Source organism: Pseudomonas sp. ICMP 8385 (assembly GCF_002699915.1).
Classification (GTDB): Bacteria; Pseudomonadota; Gammaproteobacteria; order Pseudomonadales; family Pseudomonadaceae; genus Aquipseudomonas; species Aquipseudomonas gessardii.
This window is the reverse complement of sequence record NZ_LKBY01000103.1, coordinates 21,959-45,791: the sequence shown is the minus strand read 5'-3', so window position 1 is coordinate 45,791 and position 23,833 is coordinate 21,959. Positions and strand designations below refer to the sequence as shown.

20 protein-coding genes are annotated in these 23,833 nt (G+C 59.6%); 7 read left to right on the top strand and 13 right to left on the bottom strand.

The window, feature by feature from the left end:
* Positions 1-587: 587 nt before the first annotated feature.
* The 8 genes from aceA to AO268_RS17365 all read right to left on the bottom strand — a co-directional run bounded on the left by aceA (position 588) and on the right by AO268_RS17365 (position 8,789).
* Entirely contained in the window at positions 588-1,913 is a 1,326-nt protein-coding gene (gene aceA / locus AO268_RS17400; protein WP_003219577.1) for an isocitrate lyase, read from the bottom strand.
* A gap of 480 nt (positions 1,914-2,393) precedes the next feature.
* A complete protein-coding gene (locus AO268_RS17395; RefSeq protein WP_076963810.1) occupies positions 2,394-3,134 on the bottom strand; it encodes a secretin N-terminal domain-containing protein in 741 nt (246 codons plus the stop codon).
* Between the two features lie 238 nt (positions 3,135-3,372).
* Positions 3,373-3,795 carry a GNAT family N-acetyltransferase gene (locus AO268_RS17390; RefSeq protein WP_099169380.1) on the bottom strand — a complete coding sequence of 141 codons (423 nt, stop codon included), beginning with the start codon at positions 3,793-3,795 and terminating at the stop codon, positions 3,373-3,375.
* Positions 3,788-4,957 carry a ribosomal protein uL16 3-hydroxylase gene (locus AO268_RS17385; RefSeq protein WP_076963812.1) on the bottom strand — a complete coding sequence of 390 codons (1,170 nt, stop codon included), beginning with the start codon at positions 4,955-4,957 and terminating at the stop codon, positions 3,788-3,790. Before AO268_RS17385 ends, AO268_RS17390 begins: the two co-directional genes overlap by 8 nt.
* An 85-nt stretch (positions 4,958-5,042) precedes the next feature.
* On the bottom strand, positions 5,043-6,413 hold the full coding sequence (gene purB, locus AO268_RS17380) for an adenylosuccinate lyase (RefSeq protein ID WP_029293372.1): 1,371 nt from the start codon (positions 6,411-6,413) through the stop codon (positions 5,043-5,045).
* Positions 6,414-6,538: 125 nt separating this feature from the next.
* Positions 6,539-7,162, bottom strand: a complete 624-nt coding sequence (gene hflD / locus AO268_RS17375; RefSeq protein ID WP_076963814.1) for a high frequency lysogenization protein HflD — start codon at positions 7,160-7,162, stop codon at positions 6,539-6,541.
* Positions 7,159-8,283: a tRNA 2-thiouridine(34) synthase MnmA gene (mnmA, locus tag AO268_RS17370; protein ID WP_099169379.1), complete on the bottom strand. Its 1,125-nt coding sequence runs from the start codon at positions 8,281-8,283 to the stop codon at positions 7,159-7,161. The genes hflD and mnmA overlap by 4 nt, the downstream gene beginning before the upstream one ends.
* A gap of 59 nt (positions 8,284-8,342) precedes the next feature.
* Positions 8,343-8,789, bottom strand: coding sequence for an NUDIX hydrolase (locus tag AO268_RS17365; RefSeq protein WP_099169378.1), 447 nt, complete (start codon positions 8,787-8,789; stop codon positions 8,343-8,345).
* Between the two features lie 275 nt (positions 8,790-9,064).
* Here AO268_RS17365 and AO268_RS17360 point away from each other — a divergent pair, with 275 nt between their 5' ends.
* Positions 9,065-9,961 (top strand): DMT family transporter, encoded by an 897-nt coding sequence (locus tag AO268_RS17360; RefSeq protein WP_099169377.1) that lies wholly within the window; start codon positions 9,065-9,067, stop codon positions 9,959-9,961.
* 78 nt (positions 9,962-10,039) lie between these two features.
* On the top strand, positions 10,040-10,921 hold the full coding sequence (locus tag AO268_RS17355) for a LysR family transcriptional regulator (RefSeq protein ID WP_099169376.1): 882 nt from the start codon (positions 10,040-10,042) through the stop codon (positions 10,919-10,921).
* 51 nt (positions 10,922-10,972) lie between these two features.
* On the opposite strand, the gene AO268_RS17350 is transcribed toward AO268_RS17355, so the two are convergent.
* Positions 10,973-13,198 carry an NADP-dependent isocitrate dehydrogenase gene (locus tag AO268_RS17350; RefSeq protein WP_076963820.1) on the bottom strand — a complete coding sequence of 742 codons (2,226 nt, stop codon included), beginning with the start codon at positions 13,196-13,198 and terminating at the stop codon, positions 10,973-10,975.
* A gap of 495 nt (positions 13,199-13,693) precedes the next feature.
* On the opposite strand from AO268_RS17350, the gene icd reads away from it, so the two are divergent.
* On the top strand, positions 13,694-14,950 hold the full coding sequence (gene icd, locus AO268_RS17345) for an NADP-dependent isocitrate dehydrogenase (RefSeq protein ID WP_076963861.1): 1,257 nt from the start codon (positions 13,694-13,696) through the stop codon (positions 14,948-14,950).
* Between the two features lie 79 nt (positions 14,951-15,029).
* Here the strand turns inward: icd and cspD are convergent, their stop codons facing one another.
* Entirely contained in the window at positions 15,030-15,326 is a 297-nt protein-coding gene (gene cspD / locus AO268_RS17340) for a cold shock domain-containing protein CspD (RefSeq protein WP_076963821.1), read from the bottom strand.
* A gap of 224 nt (positions 15,327-15,550) precedes the next feature.
* On the opposite strand from cspD, the gene clpS reads away from it, so the two are divergent.
* Positions 15,551-15,919 carry an ATP-dependent Clp protease adapter ClpS gene (gene clpS, locus AO268_RS17335; RefSeq protein WP_029293391.1) on the top strand — a complete coding sequence of 123 codons (369 nt, stop codon included), beginning with the start codon at positions 15,551-15,553 and terminating at the stop codon, positions 15,917-15,919.
* Positions 15,920-15,948: 29 nt separating this feature from the next.
* Positions 15,949-18,219, top strand: coding sequence for an ATP-dependent Clp protease ATP-binding subunit ClpA (gene clpA / locus AO268_RS17330; protein WP_070995983.1), 2,271 nt, complete (start codon positions 15,949-15,951; stop codon positions 18,217-18,219).
* A 239-nt stretch (positions 18,220-18,458) separates the two neighbouring features.
* Here clpA and infA read toward each other — a convergent pair whose 3' ends face one another.
* From infA to aat, 3 genes are all read right to left on the bottom strand, one after another.
* Positions 18,459-18,677 carry a translation initiation factor IF-1 gene (gene infA, locus AO268_RS17325; RefSeq protein WP_002553999.1) on the bottom strand — a complete coding sequence of 73 codons (219 nt, stop codon included), beginning with the start codon at positions 18,675-18,677 and terminating at the stop codon, positions 18,459-18,461.
* A 100-nt stretch (positions 18,678-18,777) separates the two neighbouring features.
* Positions 18,778-19,485 (bottom strand): arginyltransferase, encoded by a 708-nt coding sequence (locus AO268_RS17320; protein WP_099169375.1) that lies wholly within the window; start codon positions 19,483-19,485, stop codon positions 18,778-18,780.
* A gap of 55 nt (positions 19,486-19,540) precedes the next feature.
* The gene (aat, locus tag AO268_RS17315) at positions 19,541-20,221 is read right to left on the bottom strand and encodes a leucyl/phenylalanyl-tRNA--protein transferase (protein ID WP_076963823.1); all 681 of its coding nucleotides are present in this window, start codon (positions 20,219-20,221) and stop codon (positions 19,541-19,543) included.
* Positions 20,222-20,741: 520 nt separating this feature from the next.
* Between aat and AO268_RS17310 the strand changes: the two genes are divergently transcribed.
* Complete coding sequence (locus AO268_RS17310; RefSeq protein WP_029293562.1) at positions 20,742-23,150, top strand: DNA translocase FtsK; 2,409 nt, start codon at positions 20,742-20,744, stop codon at positions 23,148-23,150.
* A 57-nt stretch (positions 23,151-23,207) separates the two neighbouring features.
* Positions 23,208-23,831 (top strand): outer membrane lipoprotein chaperone LolA, encoded by a 624-nt coding sequence (gene lolA / locus AO268_RS17305; protein ID WP_029293564.1) that lies wholly within the window; start codon positions 23,208-23,210, stop codon positions 23,829-23,831.
* The last annotated feature ends 2 nt before the right edge of the window (positions 23,832-23,833 follow it).

Genomic DNA, 23,833 nt, shown 5'->3' with positions numbered 1-23,833 from the left:
CAGCGCAATCAATCAGGGTGATTTTATGGCTAAACACCTAGCAAGTAAAATTCCTGTAGCTAAATTATTCGCTGAAATAAGGACATAGTGCACCTTTATGGGGCTGTAGCCCAGACGCTGCGGGCATTAGCTTGATTTTAATCAATTGTGTTTTGTTTAGGGTGTAACGAAGTTTTATTGCTCTAAATGATAATGAATATTGTTTGCGAGAGTTTTAAGTGGGTGTTGGGTGCGTCGCGGGGAAAGTTGTTGTTACTTGCCCGTTTGGCGCAAGTTGCCAGCGCGCAACTTTTAACGGATTTTTCCTAAGCGAATACCGCCCTGGATCAAGGTTTTGCGCAAAAACATCAGGCTGAGCGCATTTTCATAGTGGGGGCGGGCTTGCTCGCGATAGCGGTGTGTCAGCCAGCACTTTCTTGACTGACATATCGCTATTGCGAGCAAGCCCACTCCCACATTTTGATCTTCGCTGGGTCAGGAGAGATTTTTTCAGGATAAAAAAACGCCCCGAACCAGTCGGGGCGTCAGATCGTGCGGCACTGCGGTTAGCTTTCTATCGGGCCCGCAATGGCCGTGTACTCAGTTGCTTAGTGAAACTGTTCTTCTTCGGTCGAGCCGGTCAGCGCGGTCACGGACGAGGTGCCGCCCTGGATTACGGTGGTCATGTCGTCGAAGTAGCCAGTGCCCACTTCCTGCTGGTGCGCCACAAAGGTGTAGCCTTTGGCGGCGTCAGCGAATTCCTGCTCCTGCAGTTTCACGTAGGCCGTCATGTCGTTGCGGGCGTAGTCGTGCGCCAGGTTGAACATGCTGTGCCACATGTTGTGAATGCCGGCCAGGGTGATGAACTGGTGCTTGTAGCCCATGGCGGACAGCTCGCGCTGGAACTTGGCGATAGTCGCGTCGTCCAGGTTCTTCTTCCAGTTGAAGGAAGGCGAGCAGTTGTAGGACAGCAGTTGGTCCGGGTATTCCTTCTTGATCGCCTCGGCGAAGCGACGGGCTTCGTCCAGGTCTGGCTTGGCGGTTTCGCACCAGATCAGGTCGGCGTACGGTGCGTAGGCCAGGCCGCGGGCAATGGCTTGGTCCAGGCCAGCGCGTACCTTGTAGAAGCCTTCCTGGGTGCGCTCGCCAGTCACGAACGGCTGGTCGTACGGGTCGCAGTCCGAGGTCAGCAGGTCAGCGGCGTTGGCATCGGTACGGGCCAGGATGATGGTCGGCGTGCCGGCTACGTCAGCGGCCAGGCGGGCAGCGGTCAGCTTCTGTACGGCTTCCTGGGTCGGAACCAGTACCTTGCCGCCCATGTGGCCGCATTTTTTCACGGACGCCAGTTGGTCTTCGAAGTGCACGCCGGCAGCGCCTGCCTCGATCATGCTCTTCATCAGCTCGTAGGCGTTCAGGACGCCACCGAAACCGGCTTCGGCGTCAGCCACGATTGGCGCGAAGTAGTCGATGTAGCCTTCGTCACCCGGACCTTTGCCGGCTTTCCACTGGATCTGGTCGGCGCGGCGGAACGAGTTGTTGATGCGCTTGACCACGGTTGGTACGGAGTCCACCGGGTACAGCGATTGGTCAGGGTACATGGACTCGGCGGAGTTGTTGTCCGCCGCCACTTGCCAGCCGGACAGGTAGATTGCCTGGATACCGGCCTTGACCTGTTGCACAGCCTGGCCGCCGGTCAGGGCGCCCATGCAGTTGACGAAATCTTTCTCGGGGCGGAAGGACGGCTTGGCGCCCTGGGTAACCAGCTTCCACAGCTTCTCGGCGCCCAGTTTTGCAAAGGTGTGCTCAGGTTGAACCGAGCCGCGCAGGCGGACGACGTCAGCAGCGGAGTAAGCGCGAGTCACGCCTTTCCAGCGTGGGTTTTCAGCCCAGTCTTTTTCAAGGGCTGCAATTTGCTGTTCGCGTGTCAGTGCCATGGGGAAAAACCTCGTCGCATAGGTCTGGGTGGAAAATTCCGTTTGCCAGCCACGTATTCAGTGCGTGGGATTGGCTGCTCGCTGACCAGAAGCTTAGGCGGTCAAGTTGGGCTTGGCGGGGAAGGCGACGGGATGAACGATGGGCTCAAGGGAGAAAGTGAGCAGGTAGAGGCGAACCGAGAACAGTCTTCGGGCGTCGTGGGCCTTGGTACGATCCATCAGTGTGTTGCCGGGTTACCTGGTTAGCTTCCGTCCCTCGGGACAACTTCGTTCCAGTCGCAACCTCGTCAAACACGCCTTGTGGGCGGTACAGACACGAATCGGCTCGGGTAGGTAGCTTGGAGCGACGATCCGAAGGCCCTTGCCAGGGCCCCTGATTAGCGGGAGCGAGGCCATCATGCCCATGCTTTTTTGGATCGTCAAATGTTTTGTAGTGCTTTTTTTGTGGCACTACATCTTTGGTCTAATACGACTAATCAGTCAGTTTTTGGTGCTTGAGTTCAAGGTCTCGACTTTGACCCTCAGTGTCAGGTCATCCCGGCCCTGGGTCGAGTAGCTGCGGGTTGCGCCCTGTTTGTCGGCCTGGGTCTGGCGATTGATACCGGCCAGGGTGATCCACTCGCCCAGGCGCCCGCTGACGGTTGTGTCGGTACTTTGCACATTCACTACATCGGGACGTTCCTGGCTCATACGGTCACGATTGGTACTGATGCTCAGGTGTACGGTCTCGCCGGTGACGCTGGCCGTGACGTAAAAGCCCTGGGTGACGTTGCGGTACTGGGTCTGGTTTTGCGGGCGACCATAGGCATCGGGCTGGGTGGTGGTCAATGGCACGCTCTGGCCGACCTGGATCAGCGCAGGCACGCCTTCGCTGGCCTGGATCTGCTGGATCCCGCCGTCTCGGCTTTCGGTGCTGTAGGTGATGATGTGGCTATTGGTTTGCTGGTTGTTCTCGTTGGTGTCGACGGTGATCAGCAAGCGTTTGGAGGGGGTGTCCAGCTGTGCGAGCAGGGCGCGCAAGCCCTGGATTTTGTCCGGCTCGGCATTGACGATCAATTGATTGCCGTAGGCGCTGACCGTGCCGTCCTTGCCAATGAAATTCTGCGCCACGGGTAGCAGGTCGGCGCTGGTGCGGTTGTTCAGGGGGACGACTTCGGTGGCCGCCATTGCCGAAAAGCTGACGGTCATGAGCAGGCTGGCGACTAGGGTGCGTAGGGACATGTCCGTGATCTCTGCAAGTCATTTGGGCTTGATGGTGCCAGTTTATCGGCCTGGCGGGGCGCAAGTTGAATCGTAGACGGCAAAAGGCCCTGGCATCGGGGGATGGCAGGGCCTTTTGGGGTGTTGCTGATATGGTCATCGCAGGCAAGCCAGCTCCCACACCGACCGCGTTGCTCAAGACATATGTGGTCAAATATGGGCGCTGGCTTGCCTGCGATGGCCGCGCCACGGTCTTAAATCAACCCTCGCGCTCCATATCAACATGGGGAATCCCGACTTCCAGGAATTCTCCGCTGACGATCTTGAAGCCCAGTCGCTCATAAAACGGCGCGGCATACACCTGCGCGCTGAGGAACTGCCGGGTCTGGCCGCGTTTCTCGGCCTCGCCAATCACCGCTTCCATCAGCTTGTCGCCGACTTTCTGCCCGCGCCAGTCCTTGAGGACCGACACGCGACCGATCTCGCCGCTGGGCAGCAAGCGAGCGGTGCCAATGGGAAAGTCGCCTTCAAACGCGAGGAAATGCATGGCCCCGGCGTCGTCTGCGTCCCATTCCAGCTCAGGCGGGACCGATTGTTCAGCGATAAACACCGCTTCACGAATGCGCCGAATCTCGGCGATATCCTTTTGCCAGTCCGCGACACTTACGTGAATTTTATTCATCGGCAAACCCCAGGCTTCCTTGCTTGACCAGTTCGCACAGCAGGTCGCGGCCATCTTCATCGGCCAGCCACGGACCCAGGTTGTCCACGTGCAGGGCATCGGCAGCGCAGATCATCTTCAGCAGTTCGCGCAGTTTGCCCGGCAGGTAACGGCTCTGGCCGCTGGCGAACAGCAGTACGTCGTCGTCCACTTCCGACCAGGCCAGGCGCGCGCTTGGGTTGCGGATCAGTACTGCACCGTCTTCCAGGCTGCTGATGACTTCATCCTGCGCCAATTCTTCGGGGCCGGCGACCAGTTCCGGGTAGCGCGGCTCGGTCATGAACTGGCCGAACCAGGTCAGCAGCATGCGCTCGTCGCTCATGTGCTCGGCCAGCAGGCTTTTCAGGCGGTCGAGGGCGTCGCTCTGGATCTGGTGCGGGTCGCTGACGGGCTGGGCGTCGGCGTCGGTGTAGCGCTCTTCATCCGTCAGGTACTGGCTGAGGAAGTCGGTGAAGTGGGTCAGCACTTCGGCAGCGCTTGGTGCGCGGAAGCCAACCGAGTAGGTCATGCAGTCATCTTCAGCGATGCCGAAGTGCGCCAGGCGCGGCGGCAGGTAGAGCATGTCGCCCGGCTCCAGGACCCATTCGGCGCTCTCCTCGAATTCGGCGAGGATGCGCAGGTCGGCGTGTTGCAGCAGCGGGCTCTCTGAGCTGCACATCTGGCCGATCTTCCAGTTGCGCTTGCCCTGGGCTTGCAGCAGGAACACGTCGTAGTTATCGAAGTGCGGACCTACGCTGCCACCGGGGGCGGCAAAGCTGATCATCACGTCGTCGATGCGCCAGCTTGGCAGGAAGCGGAACTGCTCCAGCAGCTCGGCCACTTCCGGTACGAACTGGTCGACCGCCTGCACCAGCAGGGTCCACTCGCGCTCGGGCAGGGTGCTGAAGGCGTCTTCGGCAAACGGGCCGCGGCGCAGTTCCCATGGGCGCTCGCCGTGCTCGATCACCAGGCGCGACTCGACTTCTTCTTCCAGCGCCAGGCCGGCCAGTTCGTCGGCATCGATCGGGCTTTCGAAATCAGGGATGGCCTGGCGGATCAGCAGCGGTTTTTTCTGCCAGTAGTCGCGCAGGAATTCCCGTGCCGTGATGCCGCCCAGAAGTTGAAGAGGAATATCAGGATTCATGTGTAACCTATTGAAAAAAAAGCACTTTTCAGACGGGAATAAAAACGCCCGGCGCTGCCGGGCGTCTCAAGGGGTCAAGCCGCAATCAGATGCGTTTGGCTTGGTCTACAGCGTTGCCGATGTAGTTGGCCGGGGTCAGCAGTTTCAGCTCGGCCTTGGCCGCGGCTGGCATGTCCAGGCCGTCGATGAAAGTTTGCAGCGCCTCGGGGCTGATGCCCTTGCCGCGTGTCAACTCTTTCAGCTTTTCGTACGGGTTTTCGATGTTGTAGCGACGCATCACCGTCTGGATCGGCTCGGCCAGGACTTCCCAGCAAGCGTCCAGGTCAGCGGCGATTTTCTGCGCGTTGAGTTCCAGTTTGCTGATGCCTTTGAGGCTGGCTTCGTACGCGATCACGCTATGGGCAAAGCCCACGCCGAGGTTGCGCAGTACGGTGGAGTCGGTCAGGTCGCGCTGCCAGCGGGAGATCGGCAACTTGCTGGCCAGGTGCTGGAACAAGGCGTTGGCGATGCCCAGGTTGCCTTCGGAGTTTTCAAAGTCGATCGGGTTGACTTTGTGCGGCATGGTCGACGAGCCGATTTCGCCCGCGATGGTGCGCTGTTTGAAGTAGCCCAGGGAGATGTAGCCCCAGATATCGCGATCGAAGTCGATCAGGATGGTGTTGAAGCGCGCAATGGCGTCGAACAGCTCGGCGATGTAGTCGTGGGGTTCGATCTGCGTGGTGTACGGGTTGAAGCCCAGGCCCAGCTCGTCTTCGATGAAGGCGCGGGCGTTGGCTTCCCAGTCGATCTCAGGGTAGGCCGACAGGTGGGCGTTGTAGTTGCCCACGGCGCCGTTGATCTTGCCCAGCAATGGCACGGCGGCCACTTGCGCGATCTGGCGCTCCAGGCGGTACACCACGTTGGCCAGTTCTTTGCCCAGGGTGGTCGGCGAGGCCGGCTGGCCGTGGGTGCGCGACAGCATCGGCACGTCGGCGAAGCGGATGGCCAGTTCGCGGATGGCGTTGGCGGTCTGGCGCATCAGGGGCAGCATCACGTCATCACGGCCTTCGCGCAGCATCAGGGCGTGGGACAGGTTGTTGATGTCCTCGCTGGTGCAGGCAAAGTGGATGAACTCGCTGACCTGGGCCAGTTCCGGCAGCTTGGCCGCTTGTTCTTTGAGCAGGTACTCGATGGCCTTGACGTCGTGGTTGGTGGTGCGCTCGATCTCTTTCACACGCTCGGCGTGCTCCAGGGAGAAGTTTTCCGCCAGGGTGTTCAGTACAGCGTTAGCCTCGGCGGAGAACGCCGGCACTTCGCTGATGGCGGGGTGAGCGGCCAGGCGCTGGAGCCAGCGCACTTCAACCAGTACACGAGCACGGATCAGGCCGTATTCGCTGAAAATAGGGCGCAGGGCCTGGGTTTTGCCGGCGTAGCGGCCGTCAACAGGGGAAACCGCAGTGAGCGAAGAGAGCTGCATGGGGTGTTCTCGGACAGTCGGGCAACGAAATGGGGCGCGTATCATACATGAAAAAATCCGCCGGTCCGTTGCCAACTGACCGGCGTATTACGCGTAACGGCTTGAAAATGGCCCGTGGCTGCGACTTATTCGTTGCGCATCAACGGGTAAAGCTCTTTGAGCAATTTGCGACGGCTGATGACCAACTGCCAACGATGACCACCCAACTGCCGCCACAACCGCGCCGAACGAATACCGGCCAGCAGCAGGGCGCGGATTTTCGAGGCGTTGTTGGGCTGTTGCAGGTTGCGCATGTCGCCGTGGACCTGGATCCGCTGGCGCAAGGTGCTCAAGGTGTCCTGGTACAAAGCGCCACAGGCGGCGATCACGTTCTCGTGGGCCGGGCCGAAGTGCTCGACCTGGGACTGGATCTGCGGCAGGCGCTTGCCGATGGTTTCCAGCAGATCGTCGCGCTTGGCCAGTTGCCGCTCAAGACCGAGCATCGACAAGGCATAGCGCAGTGGCTCGCGCTGCAGGGTGCTCGGGTCGCGCTCCAGGGCGCCGATCAGGGCGCGATAACCTTCGCGCAGGCTCAGGTCATCGCCGCCGTACACGTCCAGGGTGTCCTTCGGGTCGACCACCAGCAGGCTGCCGAGCATGCAGGTCATGCCGGCCTCGGTCACCTGGCCGGTCTTGGCGATCTTGTCCACCAGCACGGCGGCGAGAAATACACCGCCCAGTGCCGTCAATTGCTCCTGGGTCGGGCTCATGCCGGGGTGCTCCAGGGTTCGGCGACTTCAATCACGCCGCCCCCCAGGCAGATCTCACCGTCGTAGAACACCACGGACTGGCCGGGCGTGACCGCGCGTTGCGGGTCATCGAACGTGGCGCGGTAGCCATTGGCGGTTTTTTCCAGGGTGCAGGGCTGGTCGCTCTGGCGGTAGCGCACCTTGGCGGTCAGACGGCGCGGGCTGCTCAGGTCGATCGGGTTGACCCAATAGATCTCCGAGGCCAGCAGCGCACCGGAGAACAACAGCGGATGCTCGTTGCCCTGGCCGACGATCAGCACGTTATTTGCCAGGTCTTTGACCAGCACGTACCACGGCTCGTCACCGGCGTCTTTCAGGCCGCCGATGCCCAGGCCCTGGCGCTGGCCGATGGTGTGGTACATCAGGCCGTGGTGACGGCCGATGACTTCGCCTTCGGTGGTCTTGATCTCGCCCGGCTGTGCCGGCAGGTACTGCTTGAGAAAGTCACTGAAGCGGCGCTCGCCAATAAAGCAGATCCCCGTGGAGTCCTTCTTCTTGGCGGTGGCCAGGCCGTGTTTCTCGGCGATCTTGCGCACTTCGGGTTTTTCCAGCTCACCCACCGGGAACAGGGTCTTGGCGATCTGTTCACCGCCCACGGCGTGCAGGAAGTAGCTCTGGTCCTTGTTCGGGTCCAGGCCCTTGAGCAATTCGGTGTGGCCCTCGATATCGCGACGGCGCACATAGTGGCCAGTGGCTATCAGGTCGGCGCCGAGGATCATGGCGTAATCGAGGAACGCCTTGAACTTGATTTCGCGGTTGCACAGGATGTCCGGGTTCGGCGTGCGGCCGGCCTTGTATTCGGCCAGGAAGTGCTCGAACACATTGTCCCAGTACTCGGCGGCGAAGTTGGCGGTGTGCAGCTTGATGCCAATCTTGTCGCACACGGCCTGGGCGTCGGCCAGGTCGTCCATGGCGGTGCAGTATTCCGTTCCATCGTCTTCCTCCCAGTTCTTCATGAACAGGCCTTCCACCTCATAACCCTGCTCCATGAGCAGAACGGCGGAAACGGAAGAATCCACGCCGCCGGACATACCGACGATGACGCGCTTCTTTTGTGTGTCAGAAGGGGCTGGATCACGCATAGGATTTCAACGGGTGTCTTGAAAAAGGACGCGATTCTAGCAGGCCCGAGCCCGCAAGGCTAAAGAGAAGGGCGGATCAGTTCGAGACTGTGGCAGTGACCGGCCAGATAATCATCGATACAGCGAATGATCAACTCGCTGCGCCAGTCGTCGCGTACCGCCATCAGCTCGTCTCGGGTCAGCCAGCGGGCGCGCACGATACCTTCGTCGAGCTGATAGTCCGGGCGGTGTTGCAGGGCCTTGGCAATGAAGCAGACCCGCTGGTAGGTCACGCCATTGCTGGGGGCGGTATATAGGTAGAGGCCGACGACACCGGTGGCTTCGACGTCCCAGCCGGTTTCTTCAAGGGTTTCGCGCACGGCGGCTTCGGTCAGGGTTTCGTGCGGGTCGAGATGGCCGGCAGGCTGGTTGAGCACGGCGCGGCCGCCCTTGAGCTCTTCGACCATGAGGAAGCGGCCATTGTCTTCGACGATGGTGGCGACGGTGATGTGGGGTTGCCAGGTCATGGAAAGCCTCAGTTTAAAGTGCGACGCGGTCTTTAGGCTGGAATGCAGTCTGTGTGGGAGCGGGCTTGCTCGCGATGGCGCTGTATCAGTCGCCGAATATGTTGGCTGAACTACCGCTATCGCGAGCAAGCCCGCTCCCACATTTTGATGCGGTTTATTCAGTGAGATTGTGCTGCATAAGCAATCTGCATGGTGTGCCTGACATTATGTGATTTTACCGGAGCCAGGCGGGAGCGCAGCTTACTTCTCCAGAACAGTCGTTATTGGAGAGTGTCATGAATCAGATTGCCCACAAAGGCTACGAAGTGCGTCTTACGTCGCCGCTGCCCATTGCCTTCATCCTGCTGTGGAGTTCTGGTTATATCGGCGGAGCATTTGGTGTGCGTTATGGCGAGCCCTTCACCATGACGTTCTACCGTTTTGCTTTGGCGGCTTTGGTTTTTCTGGGGGTGGCGCTCGCTATCAAGGCGCAATGGCCAAAACGGCCAGCACCTTACCTTCATGCAGCAGCAGTGGGCGTCCTCCTGCAAGCTCTGCAGTTCGGTGGCCTTTACACCGGAATCAGTCAGGGGGTTCCTGCGGGGCAGGCGGCATTGATTGTCGGGCTGATGCCAGTTTTCGTCGTAATCGGTGCCTATTTCTGCCTGGGTGAGCAATTAAGTTGGCGTGACCTGCCGGGCTCGATCCTGGGCGTTGGCGGTGTCGCCATTGTTGTGGCCAACAGTTTTTTTGGCTCCGAGGCATCAATTGGCGGTTATGGCGCAGTAGGTCTGGCTCTGGTGGGAATTACGCTCGGCACGCTCTATCAAAAGCGCTTTCTCGGTGGGGTCAACCTGTGGGTGGGGTGCTTCATTCAGATGGTCACCGCGTCGTTGGTAATGCTGGTGTTGGCCTACACCACAGAAACCATGCAAGTCACCGAATGGGCACCCTTCGCCGCTTCGGTGGCCTGGATCACCCTGATGAACTCGGTAGGTGCACTGACGCTGTTGTATCTGATGATTCGTCGCGGTGAAGCGAGCAAGGCTACCAATCTGTTCCATGTGATTCCTGCGGTCACGCAGATCATGGCCTCTATGACCCTGGGTGAAGTCCCTGGTGCACTGGCGATTGCAGGTTTTGTGGTGTCCGGGGTTGGCGTTTACATGATGAATCATGCGCGTGCCCGTTAGGGGCTAGCGTTCTTGACAGACAGGGGCGCAGCCTTGCACTAATGCTCGGGCGCATTTACTCACTCGCTTCGGTGTGCCATGAGAATCAATCTTGATATTCAGTCCCTGCGCAGCTTCCTCAAGGTTGCGCAGCTGGGCAGTTTTACCCGGGCCGCCGAGGCGCTGAGCCTGACGCAACCTGCTATCAGCCAACAGATCCGGCGGTTGGAGGAGTTGCTGAGTGTCGGTCTTTTTGTTCGCGATAACCGCCAGGTGTTGCTGACCCTGGAAGGTGAGCGGCTGATCGGTTATGCCCAGCAGATCCTGGAGGTCAACGATAAGGTCGGGAGGTTGTTTGATGTCAGTCGCACCCAGGAGTCGGTGGCGCTCGGTATCCCTGAATATTTTTGCGAGGAGATTCTGCAGCGTGTTATTGCAGCGGTGGCCGTTGAATTGCCGTCGGTGCGAATCGGGGTCAAGGTGGCGCGCTCCCTGGTGCTTGCGCAAGCGTTCAATGAGGGCGCAATTGATATTGGCCTGATGATTGATGAGCTGCCAAAGGTCGCCGGGGAGCCTTTACATACGCTTTCGCTGAAATGGCTGGGTGGCAAGCAGGCCGCCGTGCCTGCCGAGGGGCAGGAAGTTTTGCTGGCCTTGTTCAAGGCGCCTTGCATATTCAGGAGTCTGGCGATCCGGCGCCTAGAGGAGAGCGGTATCAGATGGCGCTGTGTGTATGAATCCGAGGACCTGGTGTCGTTGCGTTCGGCGGTCCAGGCTGGGGTTGGTGTAACGTTGTTGCCCGGGTTTGCTCAGGTGCAGGGCTTGAAAAGCCTGGAAGCGCTTGCGCATCTGCCGGCGCTACCCAGGTTTGGTGTCGGGCTCAAACAGAGGCCGGGTTGGGAGCCTTGGTATCGGTCGCAGTTACTGGCGATTATTGAAAACGCCTGGCGTGCGGAGTACGGCGCGCTTTTAAAGGGCTGAAAACACAAACCCCGGCACATGGCCGGGGTGTGTGATGTCGCCCTTACAGCATTACTTCAACGCAGCAATCGCAGCATTGAGCGTAGCACTCGGGCGCATAGCCTTGCTGGTTAGCTCAGGATTCGGTGCGTAGTAGCCGCCGATGTCCACTGGCTTGCCCTGTACGGCGTTGAGTTCGGCAACGATGGTTGCTTCGTTCTCGGCCAGGGTTTTTGCCAGTTGAGCGAATTGCCCTTGCAGCGCGGTATCTTCAGTCTGGGCGGCCAGGGCCTGGGCCCAGTACAGTGCCAGGTAGAAGTGGCTGCCGCGGTTGTCGATGTTGCCGACTTTGCGCGATGGCGATTTGTTGTTGTCGAGGAACTGGCCGGTGGCCTGGTCCAGGGTCTTGGACAGTACCAGGGCTTTCGGGTTGTTGTAGTTCACACCCAAATGCTCAAGGGAGGCTGCCAGGGCCAGGAATTCGCCCAGGGAGTCCCAGCGCAGGAAGTTTTCTTCCAGCAGTTGCTGCACGTGCTTTGGCGCCGAACCGCCAGCGCCGGTTTCAAACAGGCCGCCACCGTTCATCAGCGGTACGATCGACAGCATCTTGGCGCTGGTGCCCAGTTCCATGATCGGGAACAGGTCAGTCAGGTAGTCGCGCAGTACGTTGCCGGTCACCGAGATGGTGTCCAGGCCCTTGCGGGTGCGTTCCAGGGTGAACTTCATCGCGTCGACCGGCGACATGATGCGGATGTCCAGGCCTTCGGTGTTGTGGTCTTTCAGGTAGGCCTGGACTTTCTCGACCACGACGCCGTCGTGGGCGCGCAGTGGGTCCAGCCAGAAAATGGCCGGGGTGTTGCTGGCGCGGGCGCGGTTGACGGCCAGTTTGACCCAGTCCTGGATCGGCGCGTCTTTGGTCTGGCACATGCGGAAGATATCGCCGGCTTCAACCGACTGTTCCATCAGCAGCTTGCCCTTGCTGTCGGTGACGCGGACGACGCCGTCAGCCTTGATCTGGAACGTCTTGTCGTGGGAGCCATACTCTTCGGCCTTCTTCGCCATCAGGCCAACGTTTGGCACGCTGCCCATGGTGGTAGGGTCGAAGGCGCCATGGGCCTTGCAGTCTTCGATGACCGCCTGGTAGATGGTGGCGTAGCAGCGATCCGGGATCACGGCCTTGGTGTCGTGCAACTGACCGTCAGTGCCCCACATCTTGCCGGAGTCACGGATCATGGCTGGCATCGAGGCGTCGACGATCACGTCGCTCGGTACGTGCAGGTTGGTGATGCCTTTGTCGGAGTTGACCATCGCAAGCGATGGGCGAGCGGCGTAGACCGCCTGGATGTCGGCTTCGATCTGCGCTTGCTGGTCGGCCGGCAGGGCCTTGATGCGGGCGTACAGGTCGCCGATGCCGTTGTTCAGGTTGAAGCCGATCTCTTCCAGCACGGTCGCGTGCTTGGCCAGGGCGTCTTTATAGAACTCGGCAACGATCTGGCCGAACATGATCGGGTCGGAGACCTTCATCATGGTGGCTTTGAGGTGAACCGACAGCAGCACGCCCTGTTGCTTGGCGTCTTCGATTTCGGCGGCAATGAACGCGCGCAGGGCGTTCTTGCTCAGCACGGCGCTGTCGAGGATTTCGCCGGCCAGTGCGCTGGTCTTTTCTTTCAGGACGGTGGTGCTGCCATCCTTGCCGACCAACTCGATTTTGACAGCATCGGCCGCTTCGATCTGTACGGCTTTTTCGCTGCCGTAGAAGTCGCCGTTGCTCATGTGAGCCACGTGGGACTTGGAGTCAGCGGCCCAGGCGCCCATTTTGTGCGGGTGCTTGCGTGCGTAGTTCTTGACCGACAGGGGCGCGCGGCGGTCGGAGTTGCCTTCGCGCAGGACCGGGTTCACGGCGCTGCCCTTGACCTTGTCGTAACGTGCACGGGTTTCTTTTTCCGCGTCGGTGGTTACGGTTTCCGGGTAGTCCGGCAGGGCGTAGCCCTGGGCCTGCAGTTCCTTGATCGCGGCTTGCAGCTGCGGGGTCGAGGCGCTGATGTTGGGCAGCTTGATGATATTGGCTTCAGGGGTCACGGCCAGGGCGCCCAGTTCGGCGAGGTGGTCCGCAACGGCCTTGGTGCCCAGTTGCTCGGGGAAGCTTGCGAGGATGCGCCCTGCGAGGGAGATATCGCGGGTTTCCACTTCAATATCAGCGGAAGCGGTGAAGGCCTCTACGATAGGCAGCAGTGAATAGGTGGCGAGGGCTGGGGCTTCGTCGGTGAAGGTATAGATGATCTTCGAGCGGGTGGGCATATTCGGATTAACTCTCTTCTTTGCTAAAAGCGTGCGCGGAAACTCGAGATGCGCCGGGTAAAGCGCGTTCGTTCAAAGTCATCCATGAGCCGAATGTCGATGTTTCTTCGCGGTGATGTTGGGTTGCATCAGTCGAGCGTCAAGCGGGTGGGCTACGGTGGCAGCCCGGCTTTTTCAGGCGCAGGTGCTCGATATAGAGCGGTCGGCCATCGTGACTCTTTGGTCAGCGGCGGCATTATACATAGGTCGCTATGCTTACGCCGAGCCTTCATACAAAAGGTGGGTCGTCCATTGGTCTAAAGGTCGCAGGGACCGGATTGCGCCTAAAGTCGCACGTAGTGCTCAAGTTTGGCGTTTTTCCCTTTTGTTTCAAGGTTGTAGACCACTAAATCTAGGTTTTTCGCAGCAAATGTGCCGGGCGCAAGGTTCCAGTCCACATTCAACTGGAGTAGGCTCGGGCACAGCCAGATGTTCAATCCACAAACGGAGTTCAGCATGGGATACAAGAAGATTCAGGTTCCGGCAGTCGGCGACAAAATCACCGTCAACGCAGACCATTCTCTCAATGTTCCTGACAACCCGATCATCCCTTTCATCGAAGGTGACGGTATTGGCGTCGACATCAGCCCGGTGATGATCAAGGTGGTCGATGCAGCTGTTAACAAGGCCTACGGCGGCAAGCGCAAAATCTCCTGGATGGAGGTGTATGCCGGCGAGAAGGCCACTCAGGTTTACGACCAGGACACCTGGCTGCCCCAGGAAACCCTGGACGCGGTCAAGGATTACGTGGTTTCCATCAAGGGCCCGCTGACCACGCCGGTCGGGGGCGGTATCCGCTCGCTGAACGTGGCCCTGCGCCAGCAGCTGGATCTGTATGTCTGCCTGCGCCCGGTGCGTTGGTTTGAAGGTGTGCCAAGCCCGGTCAAGAAGCCCGGCGATGTGGACATGACCATCTTCCGTGAGAACTCCGAGGATATTTACGCCGGCATCGAGTGGAAGGCCGGTTCGCCGGAAGCCATCAAGGTCATCAAGTTCCTCAAAGAGGAAATGGGCGTCACCAAGATCCGTTTCGACCAGGATTGCGGGATTGGCGTCAAGCCGGTTTCCAAGGAGGGCACCAAGCGCCTGGCGCGCAAGGCCCTGCAATATGTGGTGGATAACGACCGTGAGTCGCTGACCATCGTGCACAAAGGCAACATCATGAAGTTCACCGAAGGTGCCTTCAAGGAGTGGGCCTACGAAGTGGCGGCCGAAGAGTTCGGTGCGACCCTGCTCGATGGCGGGCCGTGGATGCAGTTCAAGAACCCGCGCACCGGCCGCAATGTGGTGGTCAAGGATGCGATTGCCGACGCCATGCTCCAGCAGATCCTGCTGCGTCCGGCCGAATACGATGTGATCGCCACCCTGAACCTCAACGGCGACTACCTGTCCGACGCCCTGGCGGCAGAAGTGGGGGGCATCGGTATTGCACCGGGCGCCAACCTGTCTGACACCGTGGCCATGTTTGAAGCCACCCACGGCACGGCACCAAAATATGCCGGCAAGGACCAGGTCAACCCGGGTTCACTGATCCTGTCGGCGGAAATGATGCTGCGCCATATGGGCTGGACCGAAGCGGCTGACCTGATCATCAAGGGCACCAACGGGGCGATTTCGGCCAAGACCGTGACCTATGACTTCGAGCGCTTGATGGAGGGCGCCAAGCTGGTGTCGTCGTCGGGCTTCGGCGATGCGTTGATTTCGCATATGTAAGTCCAAAGCTATAAAAAACGGCCATCCTGATTGCTCGGGATGGCCGTTTTTTTTTGCAGGGTTGCTACTCAGTGGCTGATCAGGCCGTTTGCTTCTTTTTGGAATGAGCGCAGTTGTCTGCCTTGTCGTGCTTGTCTTCGTGGGATTTTCCAGGCGGAGCCGTTGCTGCACAAATTTCGACAGCATGCAGGCCCTTGGGGCCCTGGATGACTTCAAAGGTCACCAGTTGGCCTGCTTTCAGCGTTTTGTAACCCTCCATGGTGATCGCCGAGTAATGCGCAAAAAGGTCTTCTTCCTTGCCGTCTTCATTAATGAAGCCGTAGCCCTTGGCATTATTGAACCATTTGACCTTGCCACTGATCTTGACGCCAGACATACCCATATCCCTCTGCACCAGACTCCATCACTGGAGTATCATCCAGTTTATCCGTCCTAACCCGAATAAATAAGGTTGACTGCGCGGACCTTTTTTACCCACTGTGGGTTCTATTGGTTGTAACACCGTTTTGCCGATAGTCAAGGTGACCAGTCGGTCGGAGTTGAATTTCTGACAGGTCGCCCCCATCACTGTAAATGCACAACTGACGAACCTTTCTTTCCATGCATGCATTCAGCCAGATTCGACTAACATTCAATCAGGATCGCCCGGATCATCTAGAAGACGATGACGGTTCTGCAGGCATCGCTGTTCAGGAGGCCAAGCCTGCTTTACAGGCACCACCGATGTACAAGGTGGTTTTGTTCAATGATGACTACACGCCGATGGATTTCGTCGTCGAAGTACTCGAGGTGTTTTTTAATCTGAACCGCGAGTTGGCGACCAAGGTAATGCTGGCCGTTCATACAGAAGGACGGGCAGTATGTGGAGTGTTTACCCGTGACATCGCCGAGACAAAGGCCATGCAGGTCAACCAGTACGCCAGGGAAAGCCAGCATCCGCTACTCTGTGAAATCGAGAAGGACGGTTAACGCCGACCACTTGGGTATGAGGTGAAGCTATGTTAAACCGCGAGCTCGAAGTCACCCTCAATCTTGCCTTCAAGGAGGCCCGCTCGAAGCGTCATGAATTCATGACCGTCGAGCACCTGCTGCTGGCACTTTTGGATAACGAAGCTGCCGCCACGGTTCTGCGTGCGTGTGGCGCCAACCTCGACAAGCTCAAGCATGACCTGCAGGAGTTCATCGACTCCACCACGCCACTGATCCCCGTGCATGACGAGGACCGTGAGACCCAGCCAACCCTGGGCTTCCAGCGGGTGTTGCAGCGCGCCGTGTTCCATGTGCAGAGCTCCGGCAAACGTGAAGTGACCGGCGCCAATGTATTGGTTGCCATCTTCAGCGAGCAGGAAAGCCAGGCAGTGTTCCTGCTCAAGCAGCAGAGCGTGGCGCGTATCGATGTCGTCAACTACATCGCCCATGGCATCTCGAAAGTGCCAGGGCATGGCGATCACTCCGAGGGTGAGCAGGATATGCAGGACGACGAGGGCGGTGAGTCTTCTTCTTCAAGCAACCCGCTGGATGCCTACGCCAGCAATCTCAACGAACTGGCGCGCCAGGGGCGGATCGACCCGCTGGTGGGGCGCGAGATGGAAGTTGAGCGTGTTGCGCAGATCCTCGCGCGCCGTCGCAAGAACAACCCGCTGCTGGTGGGCGAGGCAGGCGTGGGCAAGACCGCGATTGCCGAAGGCCTGGCCAAGCGCATTGTTGATAACCAGGTGCCTGACCTGCTGGCCAATAGCGTTGTGTACTCCCTTGACCTGGGCGCGTTGCTCGCCGGGACCAAGTACCGTGGCGACTTTGAAAAGCGTTTCAAGGCATTGCTTGGCGAGCTGAAAAAGCGTCCGCAGGCGATTTTGTTCATTGATGAGATCCACACGATCATTGGCGCCGGTGCGGCTTCCGGTGGGGTGATGGATGCGTCCAACCTGCTCAAGCCGCTGTTGTCTTCGGGGGATATCCGCTGCATCGGCTCGACCACGTTCCAGGAGTTTCGCGGGATCTTCGAGAAAGACCGTGCCCTGGCGCGTCGCTTCCAGAAAGTCGATGTGTCCGAGCCGTCGGTCGAAGACACCATTGGCATCCTGCGTGGGCTCAAAGGGCGTTTCGAGGCGCACCACGGCATCGAGTACAGCGATGAGGCGTTGCGTGCGGCCGCTGAGCTGGCGTCGCGCTACATCAATGACCGGCATATGCCGGACAAGGCCATCGATGTGATCGACGAAGCGGGGGCTTACCAGCGCCTGCAGCCGGTCGAGAAGCGGGTGAAGCGCATTGAAGTGGCGCAGGTCGAGGATATCGTGGCGAAAATTGCGCGAATCCCGCCAAAACACGTCACCAGTTCCGACAAGGAGCTGCTGCGTAACCTGGAGCGCGACCTCAAGCTGACGGTGTTTGGCCAGGATGCGGCGATTGATTCGCTGTCGACGGCGATCAAGCTGTCCCGGGCCGGCCTCAAGTCGCCGGATAAACCGGTGGGTTCGTTCCTGTTCGCCGGCCCTACCGGCGTCGGCAAGACCGAAGCGGCGCGGCAGTTGGCCAAGGCCATGGGCATTGAGCTGGTGCGGTTCGACATGTCCGAATACATGGAGCGGCATACCGTGTCGCGCCTGATCGGTGCGCCTCCGGGCTATGTCGGGTTCGACCAGGGCGGCCTGTTGACCGAGGCGATCACCAAGCAGCCGCATTGCGTACTGCTGCTCGATGAAATCGAAAAGGCCCACCCGGAAGTCTTCAACCTGCTGCTGCAGGTCATGGACCACGGGACCCTGACCGACAACAACGGGCGCAAGGCGGACTTCCGCAACGTCATCGTGATCATGACCACCAACGCCGGTGCCGAGACGGCCGCGCGGGCTTCCATTGGCTTTACTCATCAGGATCACTCTTCCGATGCGATGGAAGTGATCAAGAAGAGCTTCACGCCGGAATTCCGTAACCGCCTGGACACCATTATCCAGTTTGGTCGCCTCAGCCATGAGGTGATCAAGAGCGTGGTGGACAAGTTCCTTACCGAGCTGCAGGCGCAGTTGGAAGACAAGCGTGTGCAGTTGGAGGTGACGGAAGCGGCACGCAGCTGGATCGCCGAGGGCGGCTACGACGCGGCAATGGGCGCCCGCCCAATGGCGCGCCTGATCCAGGACAAGATCAAGCGGCCACTGGCCGAAGAGATCCTGTTCGGCGAGCTTTCCGACCATGGTGGCGTGGTGCATATCGACTTGAAGGACGGCGAGCTGACCTTCGAGTTCGAGACCACGGCCGAAATGGCCTGATGTTTGACAGCAATAGAAAAGGCGCCGAAAGGCGCCTTTTTGCTGCCCGCCAAATCCCAGTCAATGAAGATCAAATGTGGGAGCTGGCTTGCCTGCGATAGCGGAGTGTCAGTCACAGGCCTGTTGGCTGACACTCCGCTATCGCAGCAAAGCCAGCTCCCACACTCATTCTGCGGTGCTGGTTAAATCCCACACACACAAAAACGCCCGGCATAACCGGGCGTCTTGTATTGACTTGTTTAGCGAGCGCGGTAAGTGATGCGCCCTTTGCTCAAGTCATAGGGCGTCAGCTCGACGCGCACTTTGTCACCGGTAAGAATACGAATGTAGTTCTTGCGCATCTTGCCGGAGATATGCGCGGTTACGACGTGCCCATTTTCCAACTCCACGCGAAACATGGTGTTGGGCAGGGTGTCGACGACAGTGCCTTCCATTTCGAAGCTGTCTTCTTTCGACATGCAGTAAAGCCCTCGGTATCCAGTGAATGGCCCGGTGCAACTGCGCCAGGCAAAAGCGGCGTGCATTGTGCCCGAAAAAGGGTGTTCAAGCCAAGGGGTTCTAGTTAAGCGTGACCCATCTTTGATTAATCAGCAGCTCAATGGGCCGATATTGGGTCTTGTAGTTCATCTTTTTGCAGTTTTTGATCCAGTATCCAAGGTACACCGCGTCCAGTTTTTGCCGGGAGGCTTCACCGATTTGCCACAAAATGGCAAAGCGCCCGAGGCTGCGGCGTTCTTCGGCGGGCTCGTAAAAGGTGTAGACCGCCGACAAGCCATTGGGCAACAGGTCCGTGACCGCGACCGCTAGCAGTTTGCCTTCTAGGCGGAACTCGTAGAAGCGCGAGAATGGCAGGTCACGTACCAAAAACGTGGAAAACTGGTCGCGGCTGGGGGGGAACATGTCGCCGTCGGCGTGGCGTTGTTCAATGTAGCGCTGGTAGAGATCGAAGTACTCTTCGCTGAAGCCGGGCTTGGCGGGGGTCACGGTCAGGTCGGCATTACGCTTGAGGATGCGTTTTTGATTACGGTCCGCCAAGAATTGCCCCACGGGGATACGCGCCGGCACACAGGCGTTGCAGTTTTGGCAGTGCGGCCGGTACAGGTGGTCGCCGCTGCGCCGAAAGCCCATCTCTGACAGATCGGCATACACATGCACGTCCATCGGCTGGCTGGGGTCGAGGAACAGCGTAGTGGCCTGTTCTTCGGGCAGGTAGCTGCAAGAGTGGGGTTGAGTGGCATAAAACTTCAAGCGCGCCAACTCGGTCATGATCAACCCTCGGATAAGCGTTGAAATAAGTGTAAGCCAGGTGTGCGCATGTCGCCTAAGAAACCCATGGCCCGCTGCTGGCTTGATCAAGGTGGTCGCTCAGGTAGCCGGCAAAGTCGCTGCGGGGGATGGCGCGGGCGCCGAGGCTGTGCAGGTGGTCGGTGGGCATCTGGCAGTCAATCAGCACAAAGCCCCAGGCCTGCAATTGTCTGACTAGGGTGGCGAAGCCGTATTTCGAGGCATTGTCTGCGCGGCTGAACATCGATTCGCCAAAAAACAGCCGGCCCATGGCCAGGCCATACAGGCCGCCGACCAGTTCGCCCTGGTCCCATACCTCGACGGAATGGGCATAACCCCGCTGGTGCAGTTGCAGGTAGGCGTTTTGCATGGCCTTGGTGATCCAGGTGCCGTCTGCATAGCTGCGAGGGGCAGCGCAGGCCTGGATGACGGCGGCAAAGTCCTGGTCGAAGGTCACCTCATAGCGTTGCTGGCGCAGCAGCTTGGCGAGGCTGCGGGACACGTGCAGCTCGGCGGGGAACAGTACCGTGCGTGGGTCTGGCGACCACCACAGGATCGGCTGGCCCTCCGAGAACCAGGGGAAGCAGCCATGGCGATAGGCCTGGACCAGGCGGTCGGCGGACAGGTCGCCGCCGGCTGCCAGCAGGCCGTTGGGTTCACGCATGGCCTTGGCCAGCGGTGGAAACGTCAGGGTGTTGCGTTGCAACCAGGTGAGCATGGTAGTCGGGCTTACGGAAGGGGAGGGCGGTGACAGGCCGGAGCCCGCCGCGTAGGCAGTGATTATTGTCGACCCGGCGCCACTCGGCCAGCCCGATCACGTAATCCGTACCCTGATGCATGAGCGGGTGTTTCTGCAACTCTACAGCGGTGATGCGGTCGTAATCGCGTCATCTCGCCATCCGTTGGGCGGGAATGCGGGGCAAAGCTTGTCCAGTCTGCTAAAAACAGCTCATAAGCCTTTGTCAGTAAAGACAATGCATGCTCAAATTGAGGCGTATGGCCAATGCGCTTGCCTAGGTTTCCTGAGCGAGGCCGGCAGCGTGGCAACGGGCACACAAACCCGTACAATGGCGACACGATGTCCTTGTGGGCTGGCGTTAACGCCCGTTCATGATTCAGTCTCGGAGTGTTAAAGGACGCTTGACGACGCTCGTTCACTTTTCATCTGCCCGGATTGGGCAGTATTTTTATCGTCATTCAACTGTTGGACGCGCTTAAGGCGCAGGAAAAGACCCGTTTTGAAGAAATCCGCCGCAGCACCCAAAACAGCAGTGGTACCGGCCTGGCGCCAGCACTTGCACTATCGGCTCAAGGAAGGCGCGCTGATTGCCATCGGTGCTTTATGCCTGTTCCTGATGATGGCCTTGTTGACCTATGGCAAGGATGATCCGGGCTGGAGCCATAACAGCAAGATCGACGATGTGCAGAACTTCGGCGGACCTGTGGGTTCCTACAGCGCCGATATCCTGTTCATGATCCTCGGCTATTTCGCCTATATCTTCCCGTTGTTGCTGGCGATCAAGACCTGGCAGATCTTCCGCCAGCGCCATGAGCCGTGGCAGTGGAGCGGTTGGCTGTTTTCCTGGCGCCTGATCGGCCTGGTGTTCCTGGTGTTGTCGGGCGCGGCGCTGGCGCATATCCACTTCCATGCCCCGACCGGCCTGCCGGCGGGTGCGGGGGGTGCCCTGGGCGAAAGCCTCGGTGACCTGGCCCGCAAGACCCTGAATATCCAGGGCAGCACGCTGATGTTCATTGCCCTGTTCCTGTTTGGCCTGACGGTATTTACCGACTTGTCGTGGTTCAAGGTCATGGATGTGACCGGCAAGATCACCCTCGACCTGTTCGAGCTGTTCCAGGGCGCCGCCAACCGCTGGTGGGCCGCCCGTGTGGACCGCAAGCGCATGGTGGCGCAGTTGCGTGAAGTCGACACTCGGGTCAATGAAGTGGTGGCCCCGAGTACGCCGGACCGCCGTGAGCAGGCCAAGGTCAAGGAACGCCTGATCGAACGCGAGCAGGCCCTGACCAAGCACATGTCCGACCGCGAGAAGCAAGTGCCGCCGGTTATCGCTCCCGCGCCGGTCAAGGCGCCCGAGCCCAGCCATCGGGTGCAGAAGGAAAAACAGGCGCCGCTGTTTATCGACAGCGCCGTCGAAGGCACCTTGCCGCCGATCTCGATCCTCGACCCGGCCGAAAAGAAACAGCTCAACTATTCCCCGGAATCCCTGGCGGCCGTCGGCCATCTGCTGGAAATCAAACTCAAGGAGTTTGGCGTCGAGGTGTCGGTGGACTCGATCCACCCTGGCCCGGTGATTACCCGTTACGAAATCCAGCCGGCCGCTGGGGTCAAGGTCAGCCGTATTGCCAACCTGGCCAAGGACCTGGCGCGTTCCCTGGCCGTGACCAGCGTGCGTGTGGTGGAAGTGATCCCCGGCAAGACCACCGTGGGCATCGAGATTCCCAACGAAGACCGGCAGATCGTGCGCTTCTCCGAAGTGCTGTCGACCCCGGAATACGACAACTTCAAGTCGCCGGTTACCCTGGCCCTGGGGCACGATATCGGCGGCAAGCCGGTAATCACTGACCTGGCGAAAATGCCCCACCTGCTGGTTGCCGGTACCACTGGTTCCGGTAAGTCGGTGGGGGTGAACGCAATGATCCTGTCGATCCTGTTCAAGTCCGGCCCAGAAGACGCCAAGCTGATCATGATCGACCCGAAGATGCTCGAACTGTCGATCTACGAAGGCATCCCGCACCTGCTGTGCCCGGTGGTGACCGACATGAAGGACGCTGCCAACGCCCTGCGCTGGAGCGTGGCCGAGATGGAGCGGCGCTACAAGCTGATGGCGAAGATGGGCGTGCGTAACCTGTCCGGCTTCAATGCCAAGGTCAAGGAAGCCCAGGACGCCGGCACGCCCTTGACCGACCCGCTGTACAAGCGCGAAAGCATTCACGATGAAGCGCCGCTGCTGACCAAGCTGCCGACCATTGTCGTGGTGGTCGACGAATTCGCCGATATGATGATGATCGTCGGCAAGAAGGTCGAAGAGCTGATCGCCCGTATCGCACAAAAGGCCCGTGCTGCGGGGATCCACTTGATCCTCGCGACCCAGCGGCCGTCGGTGGACGTGATCACCGGCCTGATCAAGGCCAACATCCCGACCCGCATGGCGTTCCAGGTATCGAGCAAGATCGACTCGCGGACCATCATCGACCAGGGTGGCGCCGAGCAACTGCTGGGTCATGGTGACATGCTCTATATGCCGCCCGGCACCAGCCTGCCGATCCGCGTTCATGGCGCCTTCGTTTCCGATGACGAAGTGCACCGTGTGGTCGAGGCGTGGAAACTGCGCGGCGCGCCGGAATACAACGACGATATCCTGGCGGGTGTCGAGGAGGCCGGCAGCGGCTTCGACGGTGGCAGCGGTGGCGGCGACGATGATGCCGAGACCGACGCGCTGTACGACGAAGCGGTGGCGTTCGTGCTGGAAAGCCGTCGCGCCTCGATCTCGGCGGTGCAGCGTAAACTGAAGATCGGCTACAACCGCGCCGCGCGTATGATCGAATCCATGGAAATGGCCGGCGTCGTCACGGCCATGAACACCAACGGCTCGCGCGAAGTGATCGCGCCCGGGCCGATGCGCGACTGACCTCGCGCCGCGTGGTAGCACGCAGCGCGCCTTTCACATCATTCTATGAGGACTCCCATGCGTCTTATCCGCATGCTGTTGTTGCCGGCATTGGCCCTGACCGCGTTTTCGGCCCACGCCGACCAGGCATCTGTCGCGAGCCTGACCAACCTGCTGGACAAATCCAAGACCCTGACTGCGCGCTTTTCCCAGTTGACCCTGGACGGTGGCGGCACGCAGTTGCAGGAAACGGCCGGTGAAATGGCCGTGCAGCGTCCAGGCCTGTTCTTCTGGAAAACCGACGCGCCCAACGAGCAGACCATCGTTTCCGATGGCAAGAAAGTCACGCTGTGGGACCCGGACCTGGAGCAGGCGACCATCAAGACCCTCGACCCGCGCCTGAGCCAGACCCCGGCCTTGCTGCTGTCGGGTGATGTGTCGCAGATCAGCGAGAGTTTCGAGATCACGTCCAAGCAACAAAGCAACGTGATCGACTTCACCCTCAAGCCCAAGTCCAAGGACACGCTGTTCGACAGCCTGCGCCTGTCGTTTCGCAACGGCGTGATCAATGATATGCAACTGGTTGACAGCGTCGGCCAGCGCACCAATATCCTGTTCACCGGGGTCAAGGCCAATGAGCCGGTTCCGGCCTCCACGTTCAAGTTCGACATCCCCAAGGGTGCCGATGTGATCCAGGAGTAAAA

Excerpts from the sequence above, each read along its gene's own strand:
- aceA (WP_003219577.1), bottom strand. The coding sequence starts at position 1,913 with ATGGCACTGACACGCGAACAGCAAATTGCAGCCCTTGAAAAAGACTGG.
- AO268_RS17395 (WP_076963810.1), bottom strand. The coding sequence starts at position 3,134 with ATGTCCCTACGCACCCTAGTCGCCAGCCTGCTCATGACCGTCAGCTTT.
- AO268_RS17390 (WP_099169380.1), bottom strand. The coding sequence starts at position 3,795 with ATGAATAAAATTCACGTAAGTGTCGCGGACTGGCAAAAGGATATCGCC.
- AO268_RS17385 (WP_076963812.1), bottom strand. The coding sequence starts at position 4,957 with ATGAATCCTGATATTCCTCTTCAACTTCTGGGCGGCATCACGGCACGG.
- purB (WP_029293372.1), bottom strand. The coding sequence starts at position 6,413 with ATGCAGCTCTCTTCGCTCACTGCGGTTTCCCCTGTTGACGGCCGCTAC.
- hflD (WP_076963814.1), bottom strand. The coding sequence starts at position 7,162 with ATGAGCCCGACCCAGGAGCAATTGACGGCACTGGGCGGTGTATTTCTC.
- mnmA (WP_099169379.1), bottom strand. The coding sequence starts at position 8,283 with ATGCGTGATCCAGCCCCTTCTGACACACAAAAGAAGCGCGTCATCGTC.
- AO268_RS17365 (WP_099169378.1), bottom strand. The coding sequence starts at position 8,789 with ATGACCTGGCAACCCCACATCACCGTCGCCACCATCGTCGAAGACAAT.
- AO268_RS17360 (WP_099169377.1), top strand. The coding sequence starts at position 9,065 with ATGAATCAGATTGCCCACAAAGGCTACGAAGTGCGTCTTACGTCGCCG.
- AO268_RS17355 (WP_099169376.1), top strand. The coding sequence starts at position 10,040 with ATGAGAATCAATCTTGATATTCAGTCCCTGCGCAGCTTCCTCAAGGTT.
- AO268_RS17350 (WP_076963820.1), bottom strand. The coding sequence starts at position 13,198 with ATGCCCACCCGCTCGAAGATCATCTATACCTTCACCGACGAAGCCCCA.
- icd (WP_076963861.1), top strand. The coding sequence starts at position 13,694 with ATGGGATACAAGAAGATTCAGGTTCCGGCAGTCGGCGACAAAATCACC.
- cspD (WP_076963821.1), bottom strand. The coding sequence starts at position 15,326 with ATGTCTGGCGTCAAGATCAGTGGCAAGGTCAAATGGTTCAATAATGCC.
- clpS (WP_029293391.1), top strand. The coding sequence starts at position 15,551 with ATGCATGCATTCAGCCAGATTCGACTAACATTCAATCAGGATCGCCCG.
- clpA (WP_070995983.1), top strand. The coding sequence starts at position 15,949 with ATGTTAAACCGCGAGCTCGAAGTCACCCTCAATCTTGCCTTCAAGGAG.
- infA (WP_002553999.1), bottom strand. The coding sequence starts at position 18,677 with ATGTCGAAAGAAGACAGCTTCGAAATGGAAGGCACTGTCGTCGACACC.
- AO268_RS17320 (WP_099169375.1), bottom strand. The coding sequence starts at position 19,485 with ATGACCGAGTTGGCGCGCTTGAAGTTTTATGCCACTCAACCCCACTCT.
- aat (WP_076963823.1), bottom strand. The coding sequence starts at position 20,221 with ATGCTCACCTGGTTGCAACGCAACACCCTGACGTTTCCACCGCTGGCC.
- lolA (WP_029293564.1), top strand. The coding sequence starts at position 23,208 with ATGCGTCTTATCCGCATGCTGTTGTTGCCGGCATTGGCCCTGACCGCG.